A 24,489-nucleotide genomic window follows, 5' to 3' on the forward strand; every position below is an offset into this window, starting at 1 on the left:
AAATTTTTAGGTTTTTAGTTTAAAATATTTGTAGAATAATTGATGATTTTTTGAAGGATAATAAGGATTTACATATATAATGTTCTCTATGCCATCATGGAAATATGTGATTTTTCCATCTTCTATATTTTGAATTCGGGATAATTCAACTTTAGATTGGTCTTTAAAATAGAAATAGTTTTCATCAAAAGTTATGGCTTGTGTTCTGAATAATTTTCTTCCAAAGATGATATAATTGAATGTTCCAAATAAAATTCCGGCAATTATTCCTGGCCAGTCCTTAACCACCAATGAATATGCTATAATGCCAATAGAAGCTGCCAATAAAGCATAACAAATAAATGCGAATAATTGTCCTAATGTAGATGATAGTGGCTTTTTCATCTTCGTGAATTGTAAATAACTGTGAGATTCCTTTTTTCAAAGGAATTTTAAACTAAAAATCCAACCAAATCTTCAATCTTAGAAATCAATTGAATCTTAATAACCGTATTCTTTAAGGCTATTTTATTGTACTTGGAAACAAATATGGTAGAAAACCCTAATTTTTCAGCTTCTAAAATACGTTGCTCTACACGTTGTACTGGTCTTATCTCACCAGATAAACCTACTTCTGCTGCAAAACAAAAATCACTTTGTAATGCTACATCTTCGTTAGAAGACAAAATAGCTGCAACAACGGCTAAATCTATTGCAGGATCATCCACAGTGATGCCTCCAGTAATATTTAAAAATACATCTTTTGCTCCCAAACGGAAACCTGCACGTTTCTCTAAAACGGCTAATAACATATTTAAACGCTTAGCATTAAAACCTGTGGCAGAACGTTGTGGTGTTCCATAAACTGCTGTACTTACCAAAGCCTGTACTTCTATCATTAAAGGTCGTAAGCCTTCTAAAGTTGCAGCGATGGCGTTACCTGAAAGCTCGCCATCTTTTTCTGAAATTAGTATTTCAGAAGGATTAGAAACTTCTCTTAATCCTTTGCCTTGCATTTCGTAGATACCGAGTTCATTAGTAGAACCAAATCGGTTTTTATTAGCTCTTAAAATTCTGAACACATGATTGCGGTCGCCTTCAAACTGCAAAACCGTATCTACCATATGCTCTAAAATTTTTGGACCTGCAATATTTCCATCTTTAGTAATATGACCAATTAATAAAACTGGTGTTGACGTTTCTTTGGCAAATTTTATAAGTTCGGTTGTGCATTCCTTAATCTGAGAAATACTTCCTGCAGACGATTCTATATAATCGCTATGTAAGGTTTGAATTGAATCTATTACCACAATATCTGGCTCTAAAGCTTCAATCTGTTTAAATATATTTTGAGTTTTAGTCTCTGTAAGAATGTAACAATTATTGCTATTAGGATTAATACGTTCTGCACGCATTCTAATTTGCTTCTGACTTTCTTCTCCAGAAACATAAAGTGTTTTGTATTGTAATTTTAAAGCAATTTGAAGTAAAAGCGTACTTTTTCCTATACCTGGTTCGCCACCTAAAAGTGTTAAGGATCCATTAACCATTCCGCCTCCAAGAACACGATTAAACTCGCCATCTTGCATATCTAAACGTGCCTCTTGGGAGGTATCAATTTCATTAATAAGTAATGGTTTTGATACGCGCTTAGTGGTTGTTGTCGGAGTTTTCCAATCGCTTTTTTCAGGTTTCTGAATAACTTCTTCTGCAATGGTATTCCATTCCTTACAAGACGTGCACTGCCCTTGCCATTTTGCATACTGACTTCCACAATTCTGACAAAAAAAAGTTGTTTTTACTTTAGCCATGTTCTTTTGCTGCTTACACAACAATCAATTTTTAAATTAAGAACAGCTAAATTAAAACAATTTTAGTTGATGTCTCTAAACCAAGATATAATTGCCATAATTTTTAATGCCGCTAATTTTGAAGGTAAGTTAAATAACAAGAATTGCTTAGATTTTCTAAATATTGATTCAAAAAAATAATCTGTTGAAGGTGTTTTCTTTTTATTTTTCATCTTCAACCTCCTCCTCTTCTTCGGCATCCTCATCGTCTGTATCGACTAATGTCAATGCAAGTTCATCAATTTTAGAGAAAATAAAATCTCTATTAATATGACTTACATCATTTAAAGTTAATGCATCTTCATAAAGCTTTTTTGCCTTCTTAGTTTTTCCCAATTTTTCAGCAGATTGAGCCAAGTAAAATGTACCTAATAAGGTCTCTGGATGCAATTTATTTGCCAAAATTCCTAACTTAAATAAAGATTTATAATCTTCTCTTTGCTCGGCTACTTTTGCCACTTTTTCTAACTCTTCTTCACTAATATCTTTTTCAATTCCAAATAGTTTCTCTATTCTTCTATATCTATCAACTAAATACTCATCTAAAGTCCCTTCATATGTTAAGACCTTTTCCTCTAATTCTTTTTCACGAAGTGGATTATAGATTGAGAAAATTTTATCAAAAGATCTTGATATGGCTCCTGTTACTAAAGTATAATGTGTTTCGCCTTTAAAATCATCAAAATAGTACGTTAAGTTTTTATTTTCAACGGTTTTAATTAATTCGTTTGTAGATAGTATATTCTCTCTTATTGCTGGAATATCTTTTTCTGCAGTTGCCATATAATAAAAGACATCGCTCTTATAAAGTGCTAACCGCTTAGATACAAAATTTCTCAAGGAACCAACGAAATCAGGACTAATACATACATAGGCCTGAAACTCTAGGTCTTCTTTAAATAAATATGAGTTTATAAAATTACCCATTATATCATGACCTACGGCAACTCTAAATTTGCTTGTTTTGTATTTGTCATCTAAATACGGTAATAATTCTTCTGATACGAACTCGTGGAATCTTATACCAGACTCTGTAGGTAATCCTGTTTGTGGTTCGTAGTAACTATCGTAAACTCGTTCTTCACCTTGCATTACACCAACGACAATTGAGCTTGGCATATCATCAAAATAGGTTTGAAAATCTACTTGACCAGTTACGGGTTCAAATAAGTAATCACCATCAAAAACGATAATAAGCGGATACTTTTTATCTGCTTTAGAATCATAATCGGTTGGTAACTTAATTTTTAATTGTCGAATAGAGTTTAAGCGAGACGAAGAAATCTCTTCGTATGAAATTTGCGCATAGGATAGCACGCAAATAAAACAAGTAAGAACTACTAAGATAGTTTTTCTCATAATTAAGTAGGTTTAGTTTTGGGACACCAAACATAGTTAATTATCGTCAAATAGTCAATTTTTTTCGATGAAATGCACTTAATCGTTTAATGCTTCTTGCGTATCGTACATTTTTTCGAGCATAATTTCCTTATCTATAAATTGTGAAGGCTGCAATAATAATCCAGATTTATATTGAATTAAGGCCTTTCGCAGATTACCTTCTTTTTCATATAACATACCTGAGTAATAAGAACTTAGCATCGATTTTGGAAAATTTTTCTTAACCAACTTCGTTAATTTTTCTAAAGATTCTAAATCGTCTTTTTTATTGCTTGCTGCTGCTATGGCTCTAATATCATTTTCAATCAACTTTTTTTCAAATCCGTAGAAATATTCTATGTCTTCGTATTTTTTAACCAGATACTCGTACGGAGAACCTTCATAAGTGAGAACTTTTTCTTTATATTCTTTGGCATTTATAGGTTTAAAGAGCCCAAAAATTTGATTTAAAGCCTTGGGAATTCCTCTACCTACTAAACCGTAGTGGTTGGCATCTTCAAAATCATCAAATGTGTAAAGTAATTTTTCATTTTCTATGGTAGAAATAATGGAATCACTTTCTATAATTGAAGATCTTAAACTTTTTAAATCCGCATCACCAGTTGCTAGATAATAAAATGTTTCTTGTTGCAGAATTTCTAAACGCTGTTTCAATCTATCTTTCATCTCTGGTGCAAAATCTGGACTCAAGGCCACATATGCTCTAAAAAGGGGCTCGTTTTTAAACAAATAATAATTAATAAAATTAGCACTAAGGTCGTGCCCTACAATTATTCTAAAGTTTGATGCCTTGTAGTTATCCTCAATATATGGTAATAATTCAGCTGCCATAAACTCGTAGAAAGCGGCACCTTCATGCGCTGGAAAAAAAGATTCATCGTCATAGAAGAAATCATCATTTCTGGTAGTTCCTTGTTTAATACCAACTACAATACAATCTGGTATGTCTTCCCAATAAGACTGATAATCAATGTTACCAGCTATTGGCTCAAACAAATAATCTCCATCTAAAACGATAATTAATGGATAGGTTCGTTTTTCTTCAGGATCATAATTTCTCGGTAACTGAATTTTTAATTCACGTTTTCCTTCAAGTTTATAAGAATCTATTGTTTTATAAATAGCTTGTGCTTGAAGATTATACACAAAAAAGAAACTTATTAGAAGTAGGTAAAAATTCTTCATATTTATATTGATAATATTAGCAAGTTAAAAAATATTTCTAAGCTGCCGTTTTATTTCTATTATAGATAGGCAAATATAATAACGATAGGCCACCTATCACAATAATAACTAAAGTTTGAGTTGACCACATTATCCAACCAAATGCTCTACTTGGTTCTTCTAACATACTAAATAACGAAAAAGCAATGACTACTGCCTCAGGGAATGATCCAATTCCGCCATTAGTGGCTGCAATACTAAAGCTTGCAAGAATGAAGCCAATTAATATAGCTGCTATAGAAATGTTCTGTAATTCTGGCAACGCAAATGTTGTGATATAGAACATTAGCACATACATAACCCAAATAAATATGGTGTGACCTATAAAAGCCCATTTCTTTTTCATTTTAAAAATACTCAACGCACCTTGAATGAGACCAGAAACGAATCCTTTTACTTTTAAGGCAAACTTTCTGTGGCTTTTTTTTATTAAGAGAAACACAATCAATGCACCAATAAAGAGCACAGCAATACCAACTAAAATCAAGGTCGAATTAAATTTTGAAGCGAAAAAATCATAGATAAATTCAAATTCTAAAAAAAATGCTATTGCAATAATTAACAATAACATTATAGTATCTGCCACGCGTTCTGCAACTATAGATCCTATACCTTTATCAAATGGAATTTCTTCATAATTTGTTAATATGGATGCTCTTGCAATTTCTCCTGCTCTTGGAATGGTAAAATTAATGAGATATGCGGCGTACACTGCCATAAAACTGTTTCCAAATTTTGGTTTATAACCCAATGGTTCTGCCATAAAAAGCCAACGGTAGGCTCTAGATGCATGACTTAAAAGGCCCATAAACACACCCAGAATTATCCAAGAATAGTCCGCATCTTTAAAATACTGTAATAACGTTGGTACAGAAATTTTAGATAGTGAATACCATACCAAACCTACACCTAATAGAAGAGGAATGACAACTTTTAGGATGGATTTAGGGGAAGCCAACTTCTTAGTTTAGAAGATTTGTAGCTTCATCAGGAAATACTAAAGATGGTTTAAAAACTTTAGCGTCCTCAATATCCATAAAGGCATATGTAATAAGAATTAATGTATCACCTATGGAAACTTTTCTAGCTGCAGCTCCATTTAAAGTAATTTCTCCACTTTTTCTAGGACCAGGAATACAATAGGTTTCTAAACGTTCACCATTGTCATTATTTACAATCTGAACTTTTTCACCTTGAATAATGTTAGCTGCATCCATTAAATCTTCATCAATAGTAATACTACCAATATAATTTAGTGCTGCACCTGTAACCTTTACACGGTGAATTTTTGATTTTACGACTTGTATTTGCATTTTACAAAGATAATTAATTTAATGCGATATTATCAATTAGTCTAATATCGCCTGCATATACCGCAATAAATGCTCTATATTTCTTTTTCAACGATTTTCTTTTTACAGTTTTTAAGGTATCAATACTTGCAATTATGATATACTCTAACTCTAAAAGTTCTTGTGTTTTGAATTGTATTTCTACCCATTCTGTCACATTTTGTGCACTTCTAGTTTCAAACTTATTTTTAGCTTCAACTAAAGTTTTATATATAAATGGTGCTGCATTTCTATGCGCTGAAGTTAACCTCGTATTTCTAGAGCTCATTGCCAAACCATCTTTAGCTCTGTGGATTGGGCAGCCAATTATATTTACTGGCAGATTGTATAATTCTACTAGCTTTCTAATTATTTGTAGTTGTTGAAAATCCTTTTCTCCAAAATAAGCGCTTTTAGGCTCAACAATTTCAAACAATCGTTTAACAATAGTTCCTACACCATCAAAATGACCTGCTCTAAAAGCACCTTCCATTTGATGTTCTAAACCATCAAATTTAAAAGATTTAGATTCTATTTTATCGCCGTAAATATCGTCTACAGTTGGTGCGTAGACAATAATTGCATTTTCATTAACCGTTTTTAATAAATTAACATCTGCTTCTAAAGTTCTTGGGTATTTTACGAGATCTTCTTGATTATCAAACTGTGTAGGGTTTACAAAAATACTAACTACAAGAAAGTCGTTTTCGCTAAGCGCTTTATTAACTAAAGATAAATGACCGTTATGTAATGCTCCCATTGTAGGAACAAACCCTATGGAGTTTCCGTTTTCTCTTAGGCTGTCTAAATATTTAGATAATTCGGATTTATTGTAATATACTTTCACAATTCTAACAAAAAATTAACGCGTGCAAACATAATATAATACTAGCAATCTGCCCAAAATTTTGTAATTTTGCATGTTTTTTACTCTTAATTTTCAAAAGAAGCAGATTTATGAAAGATAAACGAATATTGTATGTGTCCTCGGAAGTAGTTCCATATTTACCAGAAACAGAGATTTCTTCAATGTCATTTGAAGCGCCTCGAATGGTAAACAAACAAGGAGGTCAGATAAGAATATTTATGCCTCGTTTTGGAAACATTAACGAAAGAAGACACCAACTTCATGAAGTGATTAGACTATCTGGTATAAACTTAGTGATTAATGACTTAGATATGCCATTGATAATTAAAGTAGCTTCTATACCTAAAGAAAGAATTCAAGTTTACTTTATAGATAACGAAGATTATTTTAAAAGAAAAGCCACTTTAACTGACGAAAATGGAAAGTTGTTTTCAGATAATGATGAACGTGCTATTTTCTTTGCTAAAGGTGTAATAGAAACTGTAAAAAAATTAAATTGGGCTCCAGATATTATTCATGTAAATGGATGGTTAGCCTCACTATTACCTTTATATCTAAAGGAATTTTACAAAACGGAACCTCTTTTTACTGAAAGCAAAATTGTAACCTCTGTATACAATCAATCTTTTGATGGTACGTTAGATAAAAACATGATCTCTAAAATTAACTTTGACGGACTAGACACTGAATCGACTAAATTATTAGAGCAGCCAGATTATAATAATTTAATGAAAATTGCAATTGATAATTCTGATGCAATTATTAGAGGATCTGAAAATTTATCTGAAGAGTTAGATACCTATTTAAACGATTTATCAAAACCAGTTTTAGATTATTTTTCTATTGAAGAATTTGCAGATCCATATACTGATTTTTATACCAATACTGTACTTAACAGTAAATAATTACTATGAAAAGAAATAAATTTGCCTTACAATTATTAGTTTTTGGATTAATTGTATTTAGTTTTATTGCATGTGATAATGATTTTGCAGCGATCGAATCAGATGTTGTTAATTCAGATAATGCAACAAACTTCACTATAGAAGATTTTACAAGCAACATTATCACTTACACAAAGCCTTTGGGCCCTGTACAAACCAATGATTTTGGAACAGGTTTAAGTACTTTAGGTATTTATGATGATGTATATGGTAGAACCACAGCTAGTTTCGTAACCCAATTATCGCCTGAAACTTTTGATCCAGATTTTGGCAACGAAACAATAATAGATTCCGTGGTTGTAACTATTCCATTTTTCAGTACAGCTTCTAGTTTTGATGATGATGGAAACGTTGTTTACGATGTAGATTCAATTATACCAAATGGTGATACTTATAAAGATTTAAAATTGCGAATCTATGAGAATGAATATTTCATTAGAGATTTTGATCCTGAAGGCGATTTTAATGAAAGTCAAGCTTATTTTTCAAATAAAACAGCGTCTAATACTGAGACTATTACAACGCTAATGGGTGAAGAATTAGAATTTACTGATAATGAAGATCCTGAAGGCAGTGTTGTGGGTAACACTATTAAAATCAATTCAGACCCTTTTATTCTAACTGATGTTAATGATGTAGATGATGATGGTATTGAAACTATATTAGAAACCCAAAATCCAGGTATTAGAATTAAATTAGATCATGCATTTTGGCAAAACAAAATTATAGACAAAGAAGGTGATGCGGTTTTAAGTAGTCAAAACAATTTTGAGGACTATTTTAGAGGTTTATATTTTGTAGCAGAACCTAATGAAGATAACGATGGTGATTTCTTTATTTTAAATACAAATAATGCTAACGCCAATATTACCATTTATTACAGTAACACAACAACATCTACTGATGGTGTGGATTCTACAAACTCAGATACTTATGTTTTAAACTTTGGCCCAAATAAAATCAATTTTTTCGACAACGATTTTACGCAACCAATAGCTGAAGGTAATTCAGAAACAGGTGATAGTGAAATTTACTTAAAAGGAGGTGAAGGAGCTGTAGCCGGAATTAAATTGTTTCAAGGTTTCTACGATGAAGGTGCTGGTATTACAAACTTTGATAAATTTAGAAGTGATTTTGTAAATCTCGATGAAAACAATGAGTTTGAAAGTTCTAAACGTTTAGTCAATGAAGCTAACCTAATATTTTACTTAGTTGACCAAAATAATGAGCAGAACAACGAACCTAATCGCCTCTATTTGTATGATATAGATAATAAGTCACCGTTGGTAGATTATTATTTAGATGGTATTAATAATACGTTACCTTCGTTTTCAATAGTAAACCATCTTGGTCCATTAGAACGAGTTGATAACGATGATCCAAATAGTGAAGGTGTTAAATATAAATTTAGAATTACAGAGCATATAAATAATCTTCTTTTGAGGGATTCTACTAATGTAGAACTAGGTTTGGCTGTTTCTTTAAATGTTAATATTGAAGAAGCGATCACACAAAGAGAAGTACAAACCCCAACTAATTTAGATTTTAATATACCTGCAAGTTCTACCGTTTCACCGAGAGGTTTAATATTACATGGTAACGCTACAAGCGATGCCGATAAGCGTGTTTATTTAGAAATTTATTATACAGAACCAAATAACTAAAAAATTAACCTATGTGTGGAATTGTTGGATATATTGGCCATAGAGAGGCCTATCCTATTGTAATAAAAGGACTCCAAAGATTAGAATATCGTGGCTACGACAGTGCTGGTATTGCTCTTTACGACGGAAAAGAAATTAAACTTTCTAAAACCAAAGGTAAAGTCGTTGATTTAAAAGAGAAACTTGAAAATGAAATTTCTATTGATGGTACTTTAGGAATAGGACATACGCGTTGGGCAACACATGGTGTGCCTAATGATGTAAACTCTCACCCACACTATTCTAACTCAGGTGATCTTGTGATTATTCACAACGGGATAATTGAAAATTATGATTCACTTAAGAAAGAATTAATAAAACGTGGTTACACTTTTAAGTCCGATACTGACACTGAAGTATTAGTCAACCTCATTGAAGATGTAAAGAAAAACGAAAACATTAAACTTGGTAAAGCTATTCAAATTGCATTAAATCAAGTTGTAGGAGCTTATGCTATTGCGGTTTTTGATAAAAACAAACCTAATGAAATTGTAGTAGCAAAACTTGGTAGCCCTTTGGCTATTGGTGTTGGTGAAGATGAATTTTTTATTGCTAGTGATGCATCGCCTTTTATCGAATATACTAAGAATGCCATTTATCTTGAAGACGAAGAGATGGCTATTATTAGACGAGGAAAAGACATCAAGATTAGAAAAATCAAAAATGATAGCTTAGTTGATCCTTACGTACAAGAATTGCAATTAAATTTAGAGCAAATTGAAAAAGGTGGTTATGATCATTTTATGCTTAAAGAAATTTATGAACAACCTGAAGCTATTTTAGATACATTTAGGGGTCGTTTATTAAGTAACGAAGCCATAATAAAAATGGCAGGAGTTGAGGATAATATGAAAAAATTCTTAGCTGCAGATAGGATTATCGTAGTTGCCTGCGGTACATCTTGGCATGCTGGCTTAGTAGCCGAATATATATTTGAAGATTTAGCAAGAATTCCTGTAGAAGTGGAATATGCCTCAGAGTTTAGATATAGAAATCCGGTAATTACAGAAAAGGATATTGTAATTGCAATTTCTCAATCTGGTGAGACAGCAGATACTTTAGCTGCAATAAAGTTAGCAAAATCTAAAGGTGCATTTGTATTTGGTGTTTGTAATGTTGTAGGATCTTCTATTGCAAGAGAATCAGATGCAGGCGCATACACACATGCAGGACCTGAGATTGGAGTTGCTTCTACAAAGGCATTTACAACTCAAATTACTGTCTTAACGTTAATTGCTTTACGTTTAGCTCGTGCAAAAGGAACTATGTCAAGTTCAGAATTTAGACATCACTTAATAGAATTAGAAACTATTCCAGGTAAAGTAGAAGAAGCCTTAAAGTCAGATGCTTATGTAAAAACCGTAGCAGAGATTTACAAGGATTCTAAAAATTGTCTTTACTTAGGTAGAGGTTTTAATTTTCCTGTTGCATTAGAAGGTGCATTAAAACTAAAAGAGATTTCTTATATACATGCAGAAGGTTATCCTGCTGCTGAAATGAAGCATGGCCCTATTGCATTAATAGATGAGCAAATGCCAGTATTTGTAATTGCAACTAAGAAAGGACATTACGAAAAAGTTGTAAGTAATATTCAAGAAATTAAATCTAGAAAAGGTAAGATTATTGGCATAGTTACTAAAGGCGATGAGAGTGTAAAGGAATTAGCTGATCACGTTATTGAAGTACCTGAAACACTAGAATGCCTTACACCACTGTTAACTACAATTCCATTACAATTATTATCTTATCATATCGCAGTCTTGTTAGATAAAAACGTGGATCAACCAAGAAATTTAGCAAAATCAGTTACTGTAGAATAGTAACATTTAGACTATTAAATTTTCATTAAAACGCCTTTAAATTGAGAAATCATCAATTTAAAGGCGTTTATTTTTTTAAATTTTCCTATGCGTGCATAATTTTTTATGGATTTCTTACCGAATTATCATATATTTAATTAAATTGCTCGTCTAATAAATTAACTAATTTTCTAACATGAAGACAATCTTAAAGCTTTTCACAATGCTTTTTTGCGTGGTATCTTTTGCACAAACCACAGTAAAAGGTAAAATTACTGACAATACTGGGTTACCCTTACCTGGAGCAAATATTGTTGTTTTAGGTACCAGTTCGGGTACTATAACTGATTTTGATGGTAACTATTCTTTAACCGTAAATCAAGATCCTCCTTTTTCAATCCAAATAAGTTATGCAGGATTCGAAACAGCAACCGTTGAGATAACTACAAATAATCAAACTGTGGATATTTCTTTAAAAGAAGGGAATGAGCTAGATGAAGTCGTAATTTCAGCTTCTCGTACTCCAGAACGAATTTTTGAATCTCCTGTAACAGTAGAGCGTTTTGGGCTTAAAGAGATAAAAAATACGGCATCTGCAGATTTTTATGGAGGTCTTGAGAACTTAAAGGGCGTAGATGTTAATACGAGTAGTTTAACATTTAAGTCCGTAAACACAAGAGGCTTCGCAACTACAGCTAATACACGTTTCATGCAATTAGTTGATGGTATGGATAACTCTACTCCAGCCTTAAACTTTCCAATTGGAAATTTAGTTGGTATGATTGAAACTGATGTTCAAAGTGTTGAATTACTTCCAGGAGCTTCATCGGCATTATATGGTGCCAACGCTTTTAATGGTATACTTTTTATGAGAAGTAAAAGCCCTTTTGATCATCAAGGTATAAGTGCTTTTGTAAAAAGAGGAATTACTTCACAAGAAGCTGCTGGAGATAATGCGTATACTGACTTAGGTGTTAGAATGGCATATAAGTTTAGTGATAAATTTGCTGCAAAGGTTAACTTTGGTTACTTACATGGTAAGGATTGGGCAGCAACTAGCGAAGTTGATAGTGATATGCCAGGTGGTACGAGAGCAACCAACAGAAATTATAACGGTATTAACGTATATGGCGATGAAGTATCTGCAAACCTTAACGATTTAGCAGGTGGTACCGGAATTGTACCAGACGTGTTTGTTAGTAGAACAGGTTATAACGAAAGTGACCTTACAGAACATAAAGCTGAAAGTGTTAAAGCTGATTGGGGCTTATATTACCGTCCGATTACTGATAGCAATTTTGAAATCCAATATGTTGGTAAAGTAGGTACAGGTACAACTATTTACCAAGGAACTAACCGATATAACATTGACGGTTTCTTTCAACAACAACACAAATTAGAAGTAAAAAACGATAATTACTTTTTAAGAGGTTATGTCGTAGCTGATAGAGCGGGAGATTCATATGATATGGTATTTACTGGAATTAACATTAACAGATCTTGGAAAAGTGATGAAGAATGGTTTGGTGATTACATAAACACATATGTTGCCGCAACCTTAGGTGGTGGCGCAACAGATGAACAAGCGCATGCCGCGGCAAGAGCAGCAGCTGAAAACGGAAGATTTGAACCAGGATCAGAAGAATTTAACAATGCTTTTGATAGAATTATTAAAGACCCAGATTTAGCAACAGGATCTAAATTTCAAGATCAATCTAAGTATTATCATGCAGATGGTAACTACAATTTTAGTGAGTTAATAGATTTTGCAGATATTCAAGTTGGTGGTTCATTTAGACAATATGATTTAAATTCTTTAGGGTCAATCTACACAGATTATGATGGTCCTATTAAATATAGTGAATTCGGTGTTTATACTCAGATACAGAAAAACCTAGAATTAAGTGAAATGATGGCTTTAAAAGTTACTGCTTCTGCACGTTACGATAAGTCTGAATTCTTTGACGGTTTCGTTTCACCAAGACTTTCTCTAGGTTTAACTTTAAATGAAAATCATAACATTAGAGCTTCCGCTCAGACAGGATTTAGAAATCCAACTACACAAGATTTATTTATTGGTTTAGATGCAGGTAGAGCTATATTAGTTGGTTCTTCACCAGATAACCTAGATCGTTATTCTAGAGATTTTGTAGCCAATGATGGTAATACTTATACGCAAACTGGTGCTGCGGCATATAACAATTCTTATACTGCAACGTCTGTACAACAATTAGGTGCAACAGGTGATCCTTCCGTTTTAGAGATTGCAAACCCAGATCTTGTTTCTCCTGAAAAAGTCACTTCTTTTGAAATTGGTTATAGAGGTAAAATTAATAAGTTAACAGTAGATTTCAGTACGTATTATAATAAATATGAAGACTTTATCTCGTCTGAAGTTGTTATTGCTCCTTTATATGGTTCAGTAGCTGATGGTTCGGCAATTGCAGCAATAGCTAATAGTGATTTCAGAACTTACAGCACATATACAAATTCCGAAGCTGATGTTAATTCTTATGGTGCATCTATTGGGTTATCTGCAAAGGTATTTGGTGATTTTGACCTAGGAGGAAGCTATACGTTCACAAAACAAGATTTTGATCAAGCTGCAAATCCAAATTTTGAAACTAATTTTAATACTCCAGAACACAAATTTAAAGCGCATTTTGGAAATACTGAGTTATTTAAAAACTTCGGATTCAACATCGCTTACAAATTCAGTGATGATTATTTTTGGCAAGCAACATTTGGTGACGGTATAGTACCTGAATTCCATACGGTAGATGCACAGATTAACTATAAGATCCCAAGCCTAAAATCTATTATAAAAGTAGGCGGTACAAATATTGGAGGTAAGGAATATTTCACAATATTTGGTTCTGGATATATTGGTTCAATGTATTATGTATCATGGACGATTAATAACTTATAAAAAACGCAAAATGAAAAATATTAAATATATATTATTATCGGCTGTTCTAATAGGATTTACGGCATGTAATGATGAAAGTGATTTTGAAGACCAATTAGATAATCCATTAACAGAAGAAGTATTGCCACCTTTAACTGCTGGCTCTGCCAATTTTTCAAATTATGTATCTATTGGTAATTCTCTAACTGCGGGTTTTACAGATAATGCCTTATTTATTCAAGGACAAGTAAACTCAATACCAAATATGTTATCGCAACAATTCGCATCGATAGGTGGCGGTAGTTTTACTCAACCATTAATGGATGATAATATTGGTGGATTACTTTTTGGTGGAATGCAAAATGTTGACGGAAGTTTTGGACCTCGACTCTTTTTTGACGGTTCAGGACCATCTGGTTTACCTGCTGTTTCTACAACTGAGGCCTTTGCTCCTTCTGTTGGTAGTCAAAATAATATGGGAGTTCCTGGTGCCGCAAGTTATCACTTGTTGTATGACGGTTATGGTAATCCAGGTAACTTATTGACAACTCCGCCAACTGCAAACCCTTATTATGTTCGTATGGCTTCAGCTCCAAACGCAACTGTTTTAGGAGATGCATTAGCACAACAACCAACTTTCGTTTCTTTATGGATTGGAAATAACGACGTATTAGGTTATGCAACTTCTGGTGGAGATCAAACTGCAGCAGCTATAACTCCAATCGATGGTCCTCCAGGTGTAGGGTTCGACCAAACTATAGGTGCTATTGTAAATTCAATACAAGCATCTGGCGCACAAGGCGTAATGGCAAATATTCCTTATGTAACAACTATTCCACATTTTACAACTGTTCCTCATAACCCTGTTCCTTTAGATGCCGCTACTGCAGGCTTTTTAAACAGTGCAAGTGCTTATGGAGCATATAACGGCGGACTTGATGCGACATTAGCGTTTCTAATGGCCAATCCTGCTCAACTTGCTTTCTTCTTTCCTCCTAATGATAGTATGACATCTGAGGAATTAGCAACGGCTGAAATAGCTAAAAGAAAAATTTACTTTTCTGAAGGCGCTGGCAATGCAGTTGTTATTATGGATGAAAACTTAACCGATTTAACGGCTATAAACGCTGCTTTGGTTAGTATGCGTCAAGCTACTGAAGATGATTTATTAGTATTACCTGCCTCTAGTTTTATTGGTACAGAGGCTATACCAGGAAATCCAACCACTGTTAATGGTGTTGCGATACCTTTAGCAGATAAGTGGGTTTTAACTCCAGAAGAACAAGCCGAAATTATAACTGCAACGGATAGTTTTAATGCGACATTACAATCTGCAGCAACATCTGCAGGATTTGCTTTTGTAGATGCTAATACGTTAATGCAACAATTAGATAATGGTGGTTATTCAGATGGAGATTTTATATTAACATCAAGTTTAGTAACAGGAGGTGCATTTTCATTAGATGGTGTTCATCCAACAGCTCGAGGTTACGCATTATTGGCAAATGAATTTATGAAAGCTATAGATGCTACGTATGGTTCTAACTTTGAAGCTTCGGGTAGCTTATTAGATATTGGTAATTACCCAACAAATTACCCGCCAACTTTACAGTAAAATCAGATTAAATACAATTATAAAAACGCTCTCAAATTGGGAGCGTTTTCTATGCTTAAAAAAGCCGAAATTTTGATATGTTTTTTAAATTAAAACTCCTATCTTTGCAGCGCGAAAAACGCATGCACTCAACTTGATTAGGTAAGCTAATTTTTCGCATTTAAACTATTGCAAAACAAAAACATATAAGTAATGTCAAAAGTTACAGGTAAAGTTGCACAAATCGTAGGCCCAGTTATCGATGTAGAATTCGCTGCTGGTTCAGAGCTTCCAAAGATTTATGATTCGTTAGAAATTAACAACCAAGATGGTTCTAAATTAGTATTAGAAGTACAATCTCACATTGGTGAAGATACAGTACGTACTATTGCTATGGACTCTTCAGATGGTTTAAGTAGAGGAACAGAAGTTCATTCAACTGGTGCTCCAATTCAAATGCCAATCGGTGATGATGTTTACGGACGTCTTTTCAATGTTATTGGTGATGCTATTGATGGATTAGGTGATTTACCTAAAGCTGGTGAAGCTGGTTTACCTATTCACAGACAAGCTCCTAAATTTGAGGATTTATCAACATCTACTGAAGTTTTATTTACTGGTATTAAAGTAATCGATTTAATTGAGCCTTATGCAAAAGGTGGTAAAATTGGTTTATTTGGTGGTGCTGGTGTTGGTAAAACAGTATTAATTCAAGAGTTGATTAACAATATTGCAAAAGGTCACGGTGGACTTTCTGTATTTGCAGGTGTTGGTGAAAGAACACGTGAAGGAAACGATTTACTTCGTGAAATGTTAGAGTCAGGAATTATCAAATATGGTGATGACTTTATGCATTCTATGGAAGATGGTGGATGGGATCTTCAAAAGGTTGATAAATCAGCTATGAAAGATTCTAAAGCAACTTTCGTATTCGGACAAATGAATGAGCCTCCTGGAGCTCGTGCTCGTGTGGCACTTTCAGGATTAACTATAGCAGAATATTTCCGTGATGGTGCTGGTGAAGGACAAGGAAAAGATGTATTATTTTTCGTAGATAATATCTTCCGTTTCACACAAGCTGGTTCTGAGGTATCTGCATTATTAGGTCGTATGCCTTCTGCGGTAGGTTACCAACCAACATTAGCAACCGAAATGGGTGCTATGCAAGAGCGTATTACATCAACTAAAAGAGGATCTATTACATCTGTACAAGCGGTTTACGTACCTGCGGATGATTTAACGGATCCAGCTCCAGCAACAACGTTTGCTCACTTAGATGCAACAACAGTATTATCTCGTAAAATTGCAGAGTTAGGTATTTATCCTGCTGTAGACCCATTAGATTCTACATCAAGAATTCTTACTGCTGATATTTTAGGTGATGAGCACTATGCTTGTGCACAACGTGTAAAAGAGTTATTACAACGTTATAAAGAATTACAAGATATTATTGCCATCTTAGGTATGGAAGAATTATCTGAAGAAGATAAAATGGCTGTAGGTAGAGCAAGACGTGTACAACGTTTCTTATCACAACCTTTCCACGTAGCTGAGCAGTTTACAGGTATTCCTGGTGTATTAGTAGATATTAAAGAAACGATTAAAGGTTTTAACCAAATTATGGATGGTGAATTAGATCACTTACCAGAAGCGGCATTTAACCTTAAAGGTTCTATTGAAGAAGCTATTGAAGCAGGAGAGAAAATGTTAGCTGAAGCGTAAATCAGTTAGTAGTATTCAGTATTCAGCCCAAAGTGTGACTGCAAACTGCAAACTGCGACTGCAAACTTAAAAGATTATGTATTTAGAAATTGTATCACCAGAAGCAACATTATTTAGCGGAGAAGTTACTTCAGTAACGGTTCCTGGTGTAAATGGTGAGTTTGAAATGTTAACCAACCACGCTCCTATTGTCTCTATTCTTAAAGAAGGACATGTAAAAGTTGCTGGTTCAGTTACTCTTGAAAAAGAGGTTGAAGAAAAGTTCACTAAATCTGATAAAGGTGTTTGGTTAGCTATCAATTCTGGAACATTAGAAATGAAAGATAATAAGCTAATTATTTTAGCCGATTAATCTCTTCATTATATAAATTAAAAAAGCGCGAAATATTAATTTCGCGCTTTTTTTATGTCTAATCTTTTTCGACGACAGTTAATCTGTTGAAATTACATCTGCTTCACAGCCTCCAACTCAACTTTCAATTCTTGAAACAACATCATAATACTACTCAATTTCAATTCCTTTTCATCATATTCTTGAGTGTTAATACAACAAGTAAATTCCCAAACCTCTAAAATAGTTTCACGCTTAACCAAATACGGTTGATACGTTTTATTATCTGAACTTAATAATAAACTCGTTATATCTCCTTCCGGAATATAAACCCTTTTATAAACCAAACCATCATCCTTAGTTAATATAATATACGTGCGTCCATTTTTAATATCAGCAATGTCTTCCAAAAATTTTGCAACTATAAAAGCACCATCTTTTACTGGCAACATAGAATCGCCTTTAATAGGAAATGCCCTGTGCGTACCTGTGGGCAAAAACGGCAATTTAATTTTTTGAAGTTGCTCTATATATTCTGGGTCATCATAACCAGATAAATATCCTGCAGAGGTCTTTGCTGGTATAATTTCAATGAGATCTTCATTGTTTTCACTAACCGTTACCGGAAACAACACACGCTTATTTCCTACTTCTATAAACGAGGTGTCCTTTGCCTTACGTAAATCGTTTTTTACTAAAATATCAATAGGAATATCAAAGAAGTTAGACAAGTCTATTAAACGGTCTATTGGTGGCTCAGAACGCCCTTCTTCATAAGAACCCACAACTGAGCGTGTCCAGTTGAGTTCGTCTGCAAAACGCTCTTGAGACAGCTTTCTAAGCGCGCGTAAATGTTTTATGTTGGCCTGAATAGGTTTCATTACAATTTGAGATTTATTTAATATTACTACAAATGTAAGCAATAAAAACTACACATAGTAGCTAATTTTACAATCTGCTAATAGAAATAATCAAGGGTAGAACGCAAATATTTTTAGCAATCCATTGATATCTCTTTATCAGTTCGTTAAAATTTAGTCTTTGTTCTTATCTCTAAAAGCAAAGCGGTCTTTTATCAAAAAAACAGCGTTTTTATGTATTTAAATTGTCACACCTATTTTAGTCTTCGTTATGGCACCATAAAGCCAGAGCAACTACTCGCTATTGCTTCAGAAAATGGCGTACAAACCCTTGCATTAACTGATATCAACAGCACATCGGCATGCCTAGATGTGATGCGTTTATCTAAGAAATATAAAATCAAATCCGTCCTTGGTGTCGATTTTAGAAACCGCGCCAAACAACAATTTATTCTTATTGCTAAAAATAATAATGGCTTTCACAATATCAATAATTACCTTTCAAAGTTTCTTCATAATTCAGACGTACAAATTCCTGAACGACCAGATGAAGCGATACCAGATAGTTTCGTGATTTATCCGTATCAATCCGGAAAAGATTTCGAATTAAAACCCAATGAATTTTTAGGCATCACACCTCAAAACCTTAATCGCCTTAAATTTTCAAAATGGAATCAATTCAAACACAAACTCGTGGTTTTAAAAACAGTATCCTTTCAAAATAAAAAAGGATTCAACACACATCGTTTATTACGCGCTATTAATAATAATACCTTATTAAGCAAACTTCCAAAGTCTGAAGAAGGGAGCATAAACGACATGATGTTACCTTATAACGAACTCTGCGAAACCTATGCCGAATTCCCAAAACTCATTAGTAATACCGAACAACTTTTACAACGCTGTAAGACAGATTTTAATTTTGAAAACGTAACCCCTAAAAACCAAAAATGCCTGACAGACAATAAAACGTCAGATTATCAACTGTTGAGACAATTAACCTACGATGGCATTCCGTATCGCTACGGAACTGATGTAGGGCAAAAGGTGTATGACCGTATTGAAAAAGAACTTAATATTATAAAACAACAAAACTTTGTGTCCTATTTTCTTATCAATTGGAAAATTTTAGAATACGCACGCAGCAAAGATTATTACTATGTTGGTCGTGGTAGTGGTGCCAATAGTATTATTGCGTATTTGTTGCGGATTACCGATGTAGATCCCATTGAGCTCGACTTATATTTTGAGCGTTTTATTAATTTATTCAGACAAAATCCACCAGATTTCGACCTCGATTTTTCTTGGCGCGATAGAGATGATATTACCAATTACATTTTCAAAACCTTTAAACACACAGCGCTTATTGCGGTTTACAATACGTTTAAATTTAAGGCTTCGGTGCGTGAATTAGGAAAAGTTTTTGGCTTACCAAAAGCCGAAATGGACAAATTAACCCGAAGAAAATACAATCTTAATCAACTCGATACACTCTCACAATTGGTTATTAAATATGCGGAATACATTCAAGGCTTTCCTAATTATTTAGGGATTCATGCTGGTGGCATTTTAATTTCTGAAGAACCCATTCATACGTATTGTGCCACATTTATGCCACCAAAAGGGTTTGCAACAACACAATTTGATATGGTGGTTGCCGAAGATATTGGCTTGTACAAATTCGATATTCTGAGTCAACGTGGTCTAGGAAAAATAAAGGAAGCAGTAGAAATTATTGACGCCAATTACACAGAACAACCTCCAATTGATATCCATGATATAAAAGGGTTTAAAAAAGATGAACGCATAAAAGATTTACTACGACATGCCAAAGCCATTGGTTGCTTTTATGTAGAATCGCCAGCCATGCGTATGCTCTTAAAAAAGTTGCAAGTGGATAATTATCTAGGTTTAGTCGCGGCAAGTTCTATCATTAGACCTGGTGTTGCCAAAAGCGGTATGATGAGGCAATACATTTTACGCTATCGTTATCCCGAAAAACGAAAAGAAGCACATCCTGTGTTGCAAAAAATTATGCCAGAAACTTATGGCATTATGGTGTATCAAGAAGATGTGATAAAAGTTGCGCACCTTTTTGGTGGTTTAGATTTGGGCGAATCGGATATGTTGCGTCGTGGTATGTCTGGAAAATTCCGTTCGCGAAATGAGTTTTTAAAAGTGAAACAAAAATTCTTCGATAATTGTATAAACGACGGTAAACCTGAAGCTTTAGTCGCTGATGTTTGGCGACAAATTGAAAGTTTTGCTGGCTATGCGTTTGCCAAAGGACATTCCGCATCTTATGCCGTAGAAAGTTATCAAAGTCTGTTTTTAAAAGCCTATTATCCGTTGGAATATATGACAGCCACCATCAATAATTTTGGTGGATTTTATAGCACAGAACTCTACGTACACGAAGCCAGAATGCACAATGCCACTATTGAAGCACCATGTATAAATCGTTCGTTTACGCAAGCCCTTATAAAAGGCACAACCATTTACTTGGGTTTTATGTTTTTGCAATCTCTAGAATCTAAAACCATCAATCGCATACTTAATGAACGTGAAAAAAATGGGGTTTTTCAATCGTTAGATGACTTTATAGAACGTGTCCCCATTTCTATTGAGCAGATGTCTATTTTAATAAAAATAAATGCTTTTCGGTTTACAAATATTAATAAACGTGAATTGCTTTGGGAAGCGCATTTAAAAATTAGTAAAACCGTCATTCAAGACGAGGTCGTTACACTATTTAAAACCCAACGGATTAACTATAACACACCAGAATTGCCAAGTACAGAATTAGAAAATGCTTTCGACTCTATCGAATTACTCGGTTTTTCACTTTGTAATCCTTTCTTTCTACTAGAAAAACCTTCGATTAGTAACTTAAGAGCAAAACACCTTATAAAGCTAGAAAATAAGCTAGTTATTATTGAAGGCTATTTAATAACCACAAAAAACACCAAAACAGCCAATGGAAAAATAATGCATTTTGGAACCTTTCTGGATCGCGATGGCGATTTTTTAGACACCGTTCACTTTCCTCCTATTGCTGCCAAATACCCTTTTAGAGGGAAAGGCATTTATAGCATTATAGGAAAAGTGATGGTAGAGTTTGATTGTGTCACGATTGAAGTTTCAAAAATGGAACGCTTAGCCATTATTGAAGATCCGCGTTATGCGGTAAAATCTTTAAATCCTACGTTTCAGAATAAACGCAGTTTTATCGATTTGAGAAGGGCTATCAGTTAAAGAATTTTAAAAACAGTATTTCGTCACTTCGAGTGAATTTGTGAGGCACGAGCAAATTTGTATCGAAAAGCTTTCATTAATCATAAGGTTCTCGATACAACCATTTTTTTTCAGCTTTAGCTACAAAAATGGCCACTCGAACTGACGGAAATTTCCCAAATTAAAAAATGAACAAAAACCGCAGCATCGTACATATGGATTTAGACACCTTTTTTGTGTCGTGCGAAAGGCATATGGATAGTAGCCTTAACGGCAAACCTATACTTATTGGTGGCACAAGCGACAGAGGTGTTGTGGCTTCTTGTAGCTATGAAGCCCGAACTTTTGGTATTCATTCTGCCATGCCCATGCGTATGGCAAAACAATTGTGTCCAGAAGCTATTGTGCTTAGAGGAAACTCTGGTGTTTACACTAAATTTTCTAATGCCGTTACAGATGTGATTAAGGAAAGTGTACCGCTTTACGAAAAAACATCCATCGATGAATTTTACATAGACCTTACCGGAATGGATAAGTTTTTCGGCTGCCATAAACTGGCTTCAGAACTCCGCCAAAAAATCATTAAAGAAACTGGCTTACCGATTTCTTTTGGCTTATCGCTTAATAAAACGGTGTCTAAAATTGCCACAGGCGAAGCCAAACCTAATAATGAAATACGTATTCTGTCTGGTACCGAAAAACCATTTTTAGCACCACTTTCGGTTAAAAAAATTCCTATGGTTGGTAATGTCACTTATAAAGCTTTGTGCGATTTGGGTGTCAAACGCATTCAAACCATACAAGATATGCCTATGGAACTCATGCATAAAGTATTGGGCAAAAACGGACTTGTCATCTGGAAAAAGGCCAATGGTATAGACAATTCGCCAGTGGTGCAATACCACGAGCGTAAATCCATTTCTACAGAACGTACGTTTAATCAAGATACTACAGATGTGGCGAAGCTGAAAGGGATGGTAATTGCTATGGCAGAAAATTTAGCGTATCAATTACGACGAGGCAATAAATTAACAGCTTGTGTGATGTTTAAGATTCGATATTCAGATTTTCAGACGTACACGCAACAGCAAAGGATTCCTTATAATGCTATGGACCACACTATTATTCCTGTGGTGTTAGATTTATTCAAAAAACTATACCATCGTCGACTTTTGGTACGACTGATTGGTGTAAAATTTAGCCATTTGGTAGAAGGTGGACATCAAGTTAATTTATTTGAAGACAACGAAATGCACCTTAACCTAACCAACGCAATGGACAAAATGCGCGAACGTTATGGCGACAGAGCCGTAATGAGTGCTGCTGGTATGGAAGCCAAAACCATTAGTCGTTTTAACCCTTTTAATGGCGAACCACCACCTTTATTGGCAAATCGACGACGTTGAATTATAATATAAAACCTGACAGGTTTTTGAAACCTGTCAGGTCTAATAAAAGTCTATGATTAATCTTCTACATACTCTAAAATATCACTAGGCTGACACTCTAAGGCTTTACAAATGGCTTCTAAAGTTGAAAACCGAATCGCCTTTGCTTTTCCAGATTTTAATATAGATAGATTTGCTGTGGTAATACCAATAATTTCAGCGAGTTCTTTGCTTTTCATGTCTCGTTTAACGAGCATCATATCTAGATTGACTATTATTGGCATGATTATATAGTTAAGTCGTTTTCTTGTTGAAGCTTTTGTCCTTTTAAAAACGATTCACTTAAAAACATAAGAAACAAACCTGTGATTATAAATGGTAAGACACTTACATCAACACCTAATTCTATTTCAAAACGATAAACAGAACTAAAAATTTTAGAAATAGTCTGTAATACAGCACATACTAAAAAGTATATACCTGCTTTTTTAAAATTCTCAATGACCGATTTTGAAAAATAATCTCCATTAGATAAATCATTCAATGACATTTTTATAATTCGAATAGATTTAAAATGAAAAAATAATAAAGACACTAACAACAAAATAAGGATAGTAAGTTTATATACACTAGGCAAAGTTATATTCGTATTATTACCTAAAACCATAAAATTAAACACCCAAAATAGAGGTAATAAAATGGATACTAATAATACTATACCAACAACATAATAATATACCGTTATTAGCTTTTTTAAAATATTCATTGTTTTCATAATTATATAGTTAAGTCATTTTCTTCCTTTATAATCTTAGTATCTCTAAGCACTGTACTCACTAGCATTAAAAATAATCCCATTGCAATTATTAATAAATAGACTAATGTTTTTTCACTTAAACCAAGTATAACTTTCTTTTTAAAAAACATATTGCTCATCTCATCAATAACCCACAAAGCTACTGAAGAAAGCACCATAAGTTTTCCCGAAGAGAACATTTCCATTATAAGTTCGGCGTTATGAAAATCATTATTCAATAACAATTTTGTTGCCTTTCTTAATTTCCAAAGCGCAGCAACAAAAACAGCATAAATTACAAGCTTAAAAAAGATATAACGATAAAGCATGCCTTCAGTTTTATATGTTAATACATCTTCACTGAAAAGCACAAAATTTTGTTCAATACCTAAAAGCGTCGTTGATAAAACAAAAATCCCTAAACCTATACTTGCTAGAATAAGAATAATAATGACATTTAGTATTACATAAAGTATTTTCGTGGAACTCATAATTATCGTTTTACGATAACAAATATATAAAAATTATCGATAAACAATAATATTTATCAAAAAAAC

General features: G+C 33.6%; 21 protein-coding genes. 9 read left to right on the forward strand and 12 right to left on the reverse strand.

The window, feature by feature from the left end; translation table 11 throughout:
- Positions 1-6: 6 nt before the first annotated feature.
- The 8 genes from Q0891_RS13640 to panC form a co-directional block, all read right to left on the reverse strand.
- On the reverse strand, positions 7-384 hold the full coding sequence (locus Q0891_RS13640; RefSeq protein ID WP_299102450.1) for a hypothetical protein: 378 nt from the start codon (positions 382-384) through the stop codon (positions 7-9).
- 47 nt (positions 385-431) lie between these two features.
- Entirely contained in the window at positions 432-1,790 is a 1,359-nt protein-coding gene (radA, locus tag Q0891_RS13645; protein WP_299102452.1) for a DNA repair protein RadA, read from the reverse strand.
- 62 nt (positions 1,791-1,852) lie between these two features.
- The gene (locus Q0891_RS13650) at positions 1,853-2,002 is read right to left on the reverse strand and encodes a hypothetical protein (RefSeq protein ID WP_299102454.1); all 150 of its coding nucleotides are present in this window, start codon (positions 2,000-2,002) and stop codon (positions 1,853-1,855) included.
- Positions 1,992-3,188, reverse strand: coding sequence for an alpha/beta hydrolase-fold protein (locus tag Q0891_RS13655; protein WP_299102456.1), 1,197 nt, complete (start codon positions 3,186-3,188; stop codon positions 1,992-1,994). The genes Q0891_RS13650 and Q0891_RS13655 overlap by 11 nt, the downstream gene beginning before the upstream one ends.
- Before the next feature lie 78 nt (positions 3,189-3,266).
- Positions 3,267-4,415, reverse strand: a complete 1,149-nt coding sequence (locus tag Q0891_RS13660) for an alpha/beta hydrolase-fold protein (RefSeq protein ID WP_299102458.1) — start codon at positions 4,413-4,415, stop codon at positions 3,267-3,269.
- A 37-nt stretch (positions 4,416-4,452) separates the two neighbouring features.
- Positions 4,453-5,412, reverse strand: a complete 960-nt coding sequence (locus Q0891_RS13665; protein WP_299102461.1) for a lysylphosphatidylglycerol synthase transmembrane domain-containing protein — start codon at positions 5,410-5,412, stop codon at positions 4,453-4,455.
- Positions 5,413-5,416: 4 nt separating this feature from the next.
- Positions 5,417-5,767, reverse strand: a complete 351-nt coding sequence (panD, locus tag Q0891_RS13670; RefSeq protein ID WP_173299659.1) for an aspartate 1-decarboxylase — start codon at positions 5,765-5,767, stop codon at positions 5,417-5,419.
- Positions 5,768-5,780: 13 nt separating this feature from the next.
- Positions 5,781-6,632, reverse strand: coding sequence for a pantoate--beta-alanine ligase (panC, locus tag Q0891_RS13675; RefSeq protein ID WP_299102463.1), 852 nt, complete (start codon positions 6,630-6,632; stop codon positions 5,781-5,783).
- A 110-nt stretch (positions 6,633-6,742) separates the two neighbouring features.
- Between panC and Q0891_RS13680 the strand changes: the two genes are divergently transcribed.
- From Q0891_RS13680 to Q0891_RS13710, 7 genes are all read left to right on the forward strand, one after another.
- On the forward strand, positions 6,743-7,558 hold the full coding sequence (locus Q0891_RS13680; protein WP_299102465.1) for a glycogen/starch synthase: 816 nt from the start codon (positions 6,743-6,745) through the stop codon (positions 7,556-7,558).
- Between the two features lie 5 nt (positions 7,559-7,563).
- Positions 7,564-9,261 (forward strand): DUF4270 domain-containing protein, encoded by a 1,698-nt coding sequence (locus Q0891_RS13685; protein ID WP_299102467.1) that lies wholly within the window; start codon positions 7,564-7,566, stop codon positions 9,259-9,261.
- 11 nt (positions 9,262-9,272) lie between these two features.
- Positions 9,273-11,120, forward strand: coding sequence for a glutamine--fructose-6-phosphate transaminase (isomerizing) (glmS, locus tag Q0891_RS13690; RefSeq protein ID WP_299102469.1), 1,848 nt, complete (start codon positions 9,273-9,275; stop codon positions 11,118-11,120).
- Between the two features lie 175 nt (positions 11,121-11,295).
- Complete coding sequence (locus Q0891_RS13695) at positions 11,296-14,028, forward strand: TonB-dependent receptor (RefSeq protein WP_299102471.1); 2,733 nt, start codon at positions 11,296-11,298, stop codon at positions 14,026-14,028.
- A gap of 10 nt (positions 14,029-14,038) precedes the next feature.
- Positions 14,039-15,622: an SGNH/GDSL hydrolase family protein gene (locus Q0891_RS13700; protein WP_299102473.1), complete on the forward strand. Its 1,584-nt coding sequence runs from the start codon at positions 14,039-14,041 to the stop codon at positions 15,620-15,622.
- 192 nt (positions 15,623-15,814) lie between these two features.
- Positions 15,815-17,323 carry a F0F1 ATP synthase subunit beta gene (gene atpD / locus Q0891_RS13705; protein WP_299102475.1) on the forward strand — a complete coding sequence of 503 codons (1,509 nt, stop codon included), beginning with the start codon at positions 15,815-15,817 and terminating at the stop codon, positions 17,321-17,323.
- Between the two features lie 76 nt (positions 17,324-17,399).
- Positions 17,400-17,675: a F0F1 ATP synthase subunit epsilon gene (locus tag Q0891_RS13710; RefSeq protein ID WP_299102477.1), complete on the forward strand. Its 276-nt coding sequence runs from the start codon at positions 17,400-17,402 to the stop codon at positions 17,673-17,675.
- Between the two features lie 92 nt (positions 17,676-17,767).
- Here Q0891_RS13710 and Q0891_RS13715 read toward each other — a convergent pair whose 3' ends face one another.
- Entirely contained in the window at positions 17,768-18,535 is a 768-nt protein-coding gene (locus Q0891_RS13715; RefSeq protein ID WP_299102479.1) for a LexA family transcriptional regulator, read from the reverse strand.
- A 213-nt stretch (positions 18,536-18,748) separates the two neighbouring features.
- Here Q0891_RS13715 and Q0891_RS13720 point away from each other — a divergent pair, with 213 nt between their 5' ends.
- A complete protein-coding gene (locus tag Q0891_RS13720) occupies positions 18,749-21,769 on the forward strand; it encodes a DNA polymerase III subunit alpha (RefSeq protein ID WP_299102481.1) in 3,021 nt (1,006 codons plus the stop codon).
- A 167-nt stretch (positions 21,770-21,936) separates the two neighbouring features.
- A complete protein-coding gene (gene dinB, locus Q0891_RS13725; RefSeq protein WP_299102483.1) occupies positions 21,937-23,154 on the forward strand; it encodes a DNA polymerase IV in 1,218 nt (405 codons plus the stop codon).
- Positions 23,155-23,213: 59 nt separating this feature from the next.
- Here dinB and Q0891_RS13730 read toward each other — a convergent pair whose 3' ends face one another.
- Genes Q0891_RS13730 through Q0891_RS13740 form a run of 3 tightly spaced genes read right to left on the reverse strand, consistent with a single transcriptional unit; the run spans position 23,214 to position 24,423 of the window.
- A complete protein-coding gene (locus tag Q0891_RS13730) occupies positions 23,214-23,420 on the reverse strand; it encodes a helix-turn-helix transcriptional regulator (RefSeq protein WP_299102485.1) in 207 nt (68 codons plus the stop codon).
- 2 nt (positions 23,421-23,422) lie between these two features.
- On the reverse strand, positions 23,423-23,911 hold the full coding sequence (locus tag Q0891_RS13735) for a DUF2975 domain-containing protein (RefSeq protein ID WP_299102487.1): 489 nt from the start codon (positions 23,909-23,911) through the stop codon (positions 23,423-23,425).
- Between the two features lie 2 nt (positions 23,912-23,913).
- On the reverse strand, positions 23,914-24,423 hold the full coding sequence (locus Q0891_RS13740) for a hypothetical protein (protein ID WP_299102488.1): 510 nt from the start codon (positions 24,421-24,423) through the stop codon (positions 23,914-23,916).
- Positions 24,424-24,489 lie beyond the last annotated feature (66 nt).

The sequence above is a fragment of the uncultured Winogradskyella sp. genome, assembly GCF_947498005.1.
In the GTDB taxonomy this organism is placed as follows: Bacteria; Bacteroidota; Bacteroidia; order Flavobacteriales; family Flavobacteriaceae; genus Winogradskyella.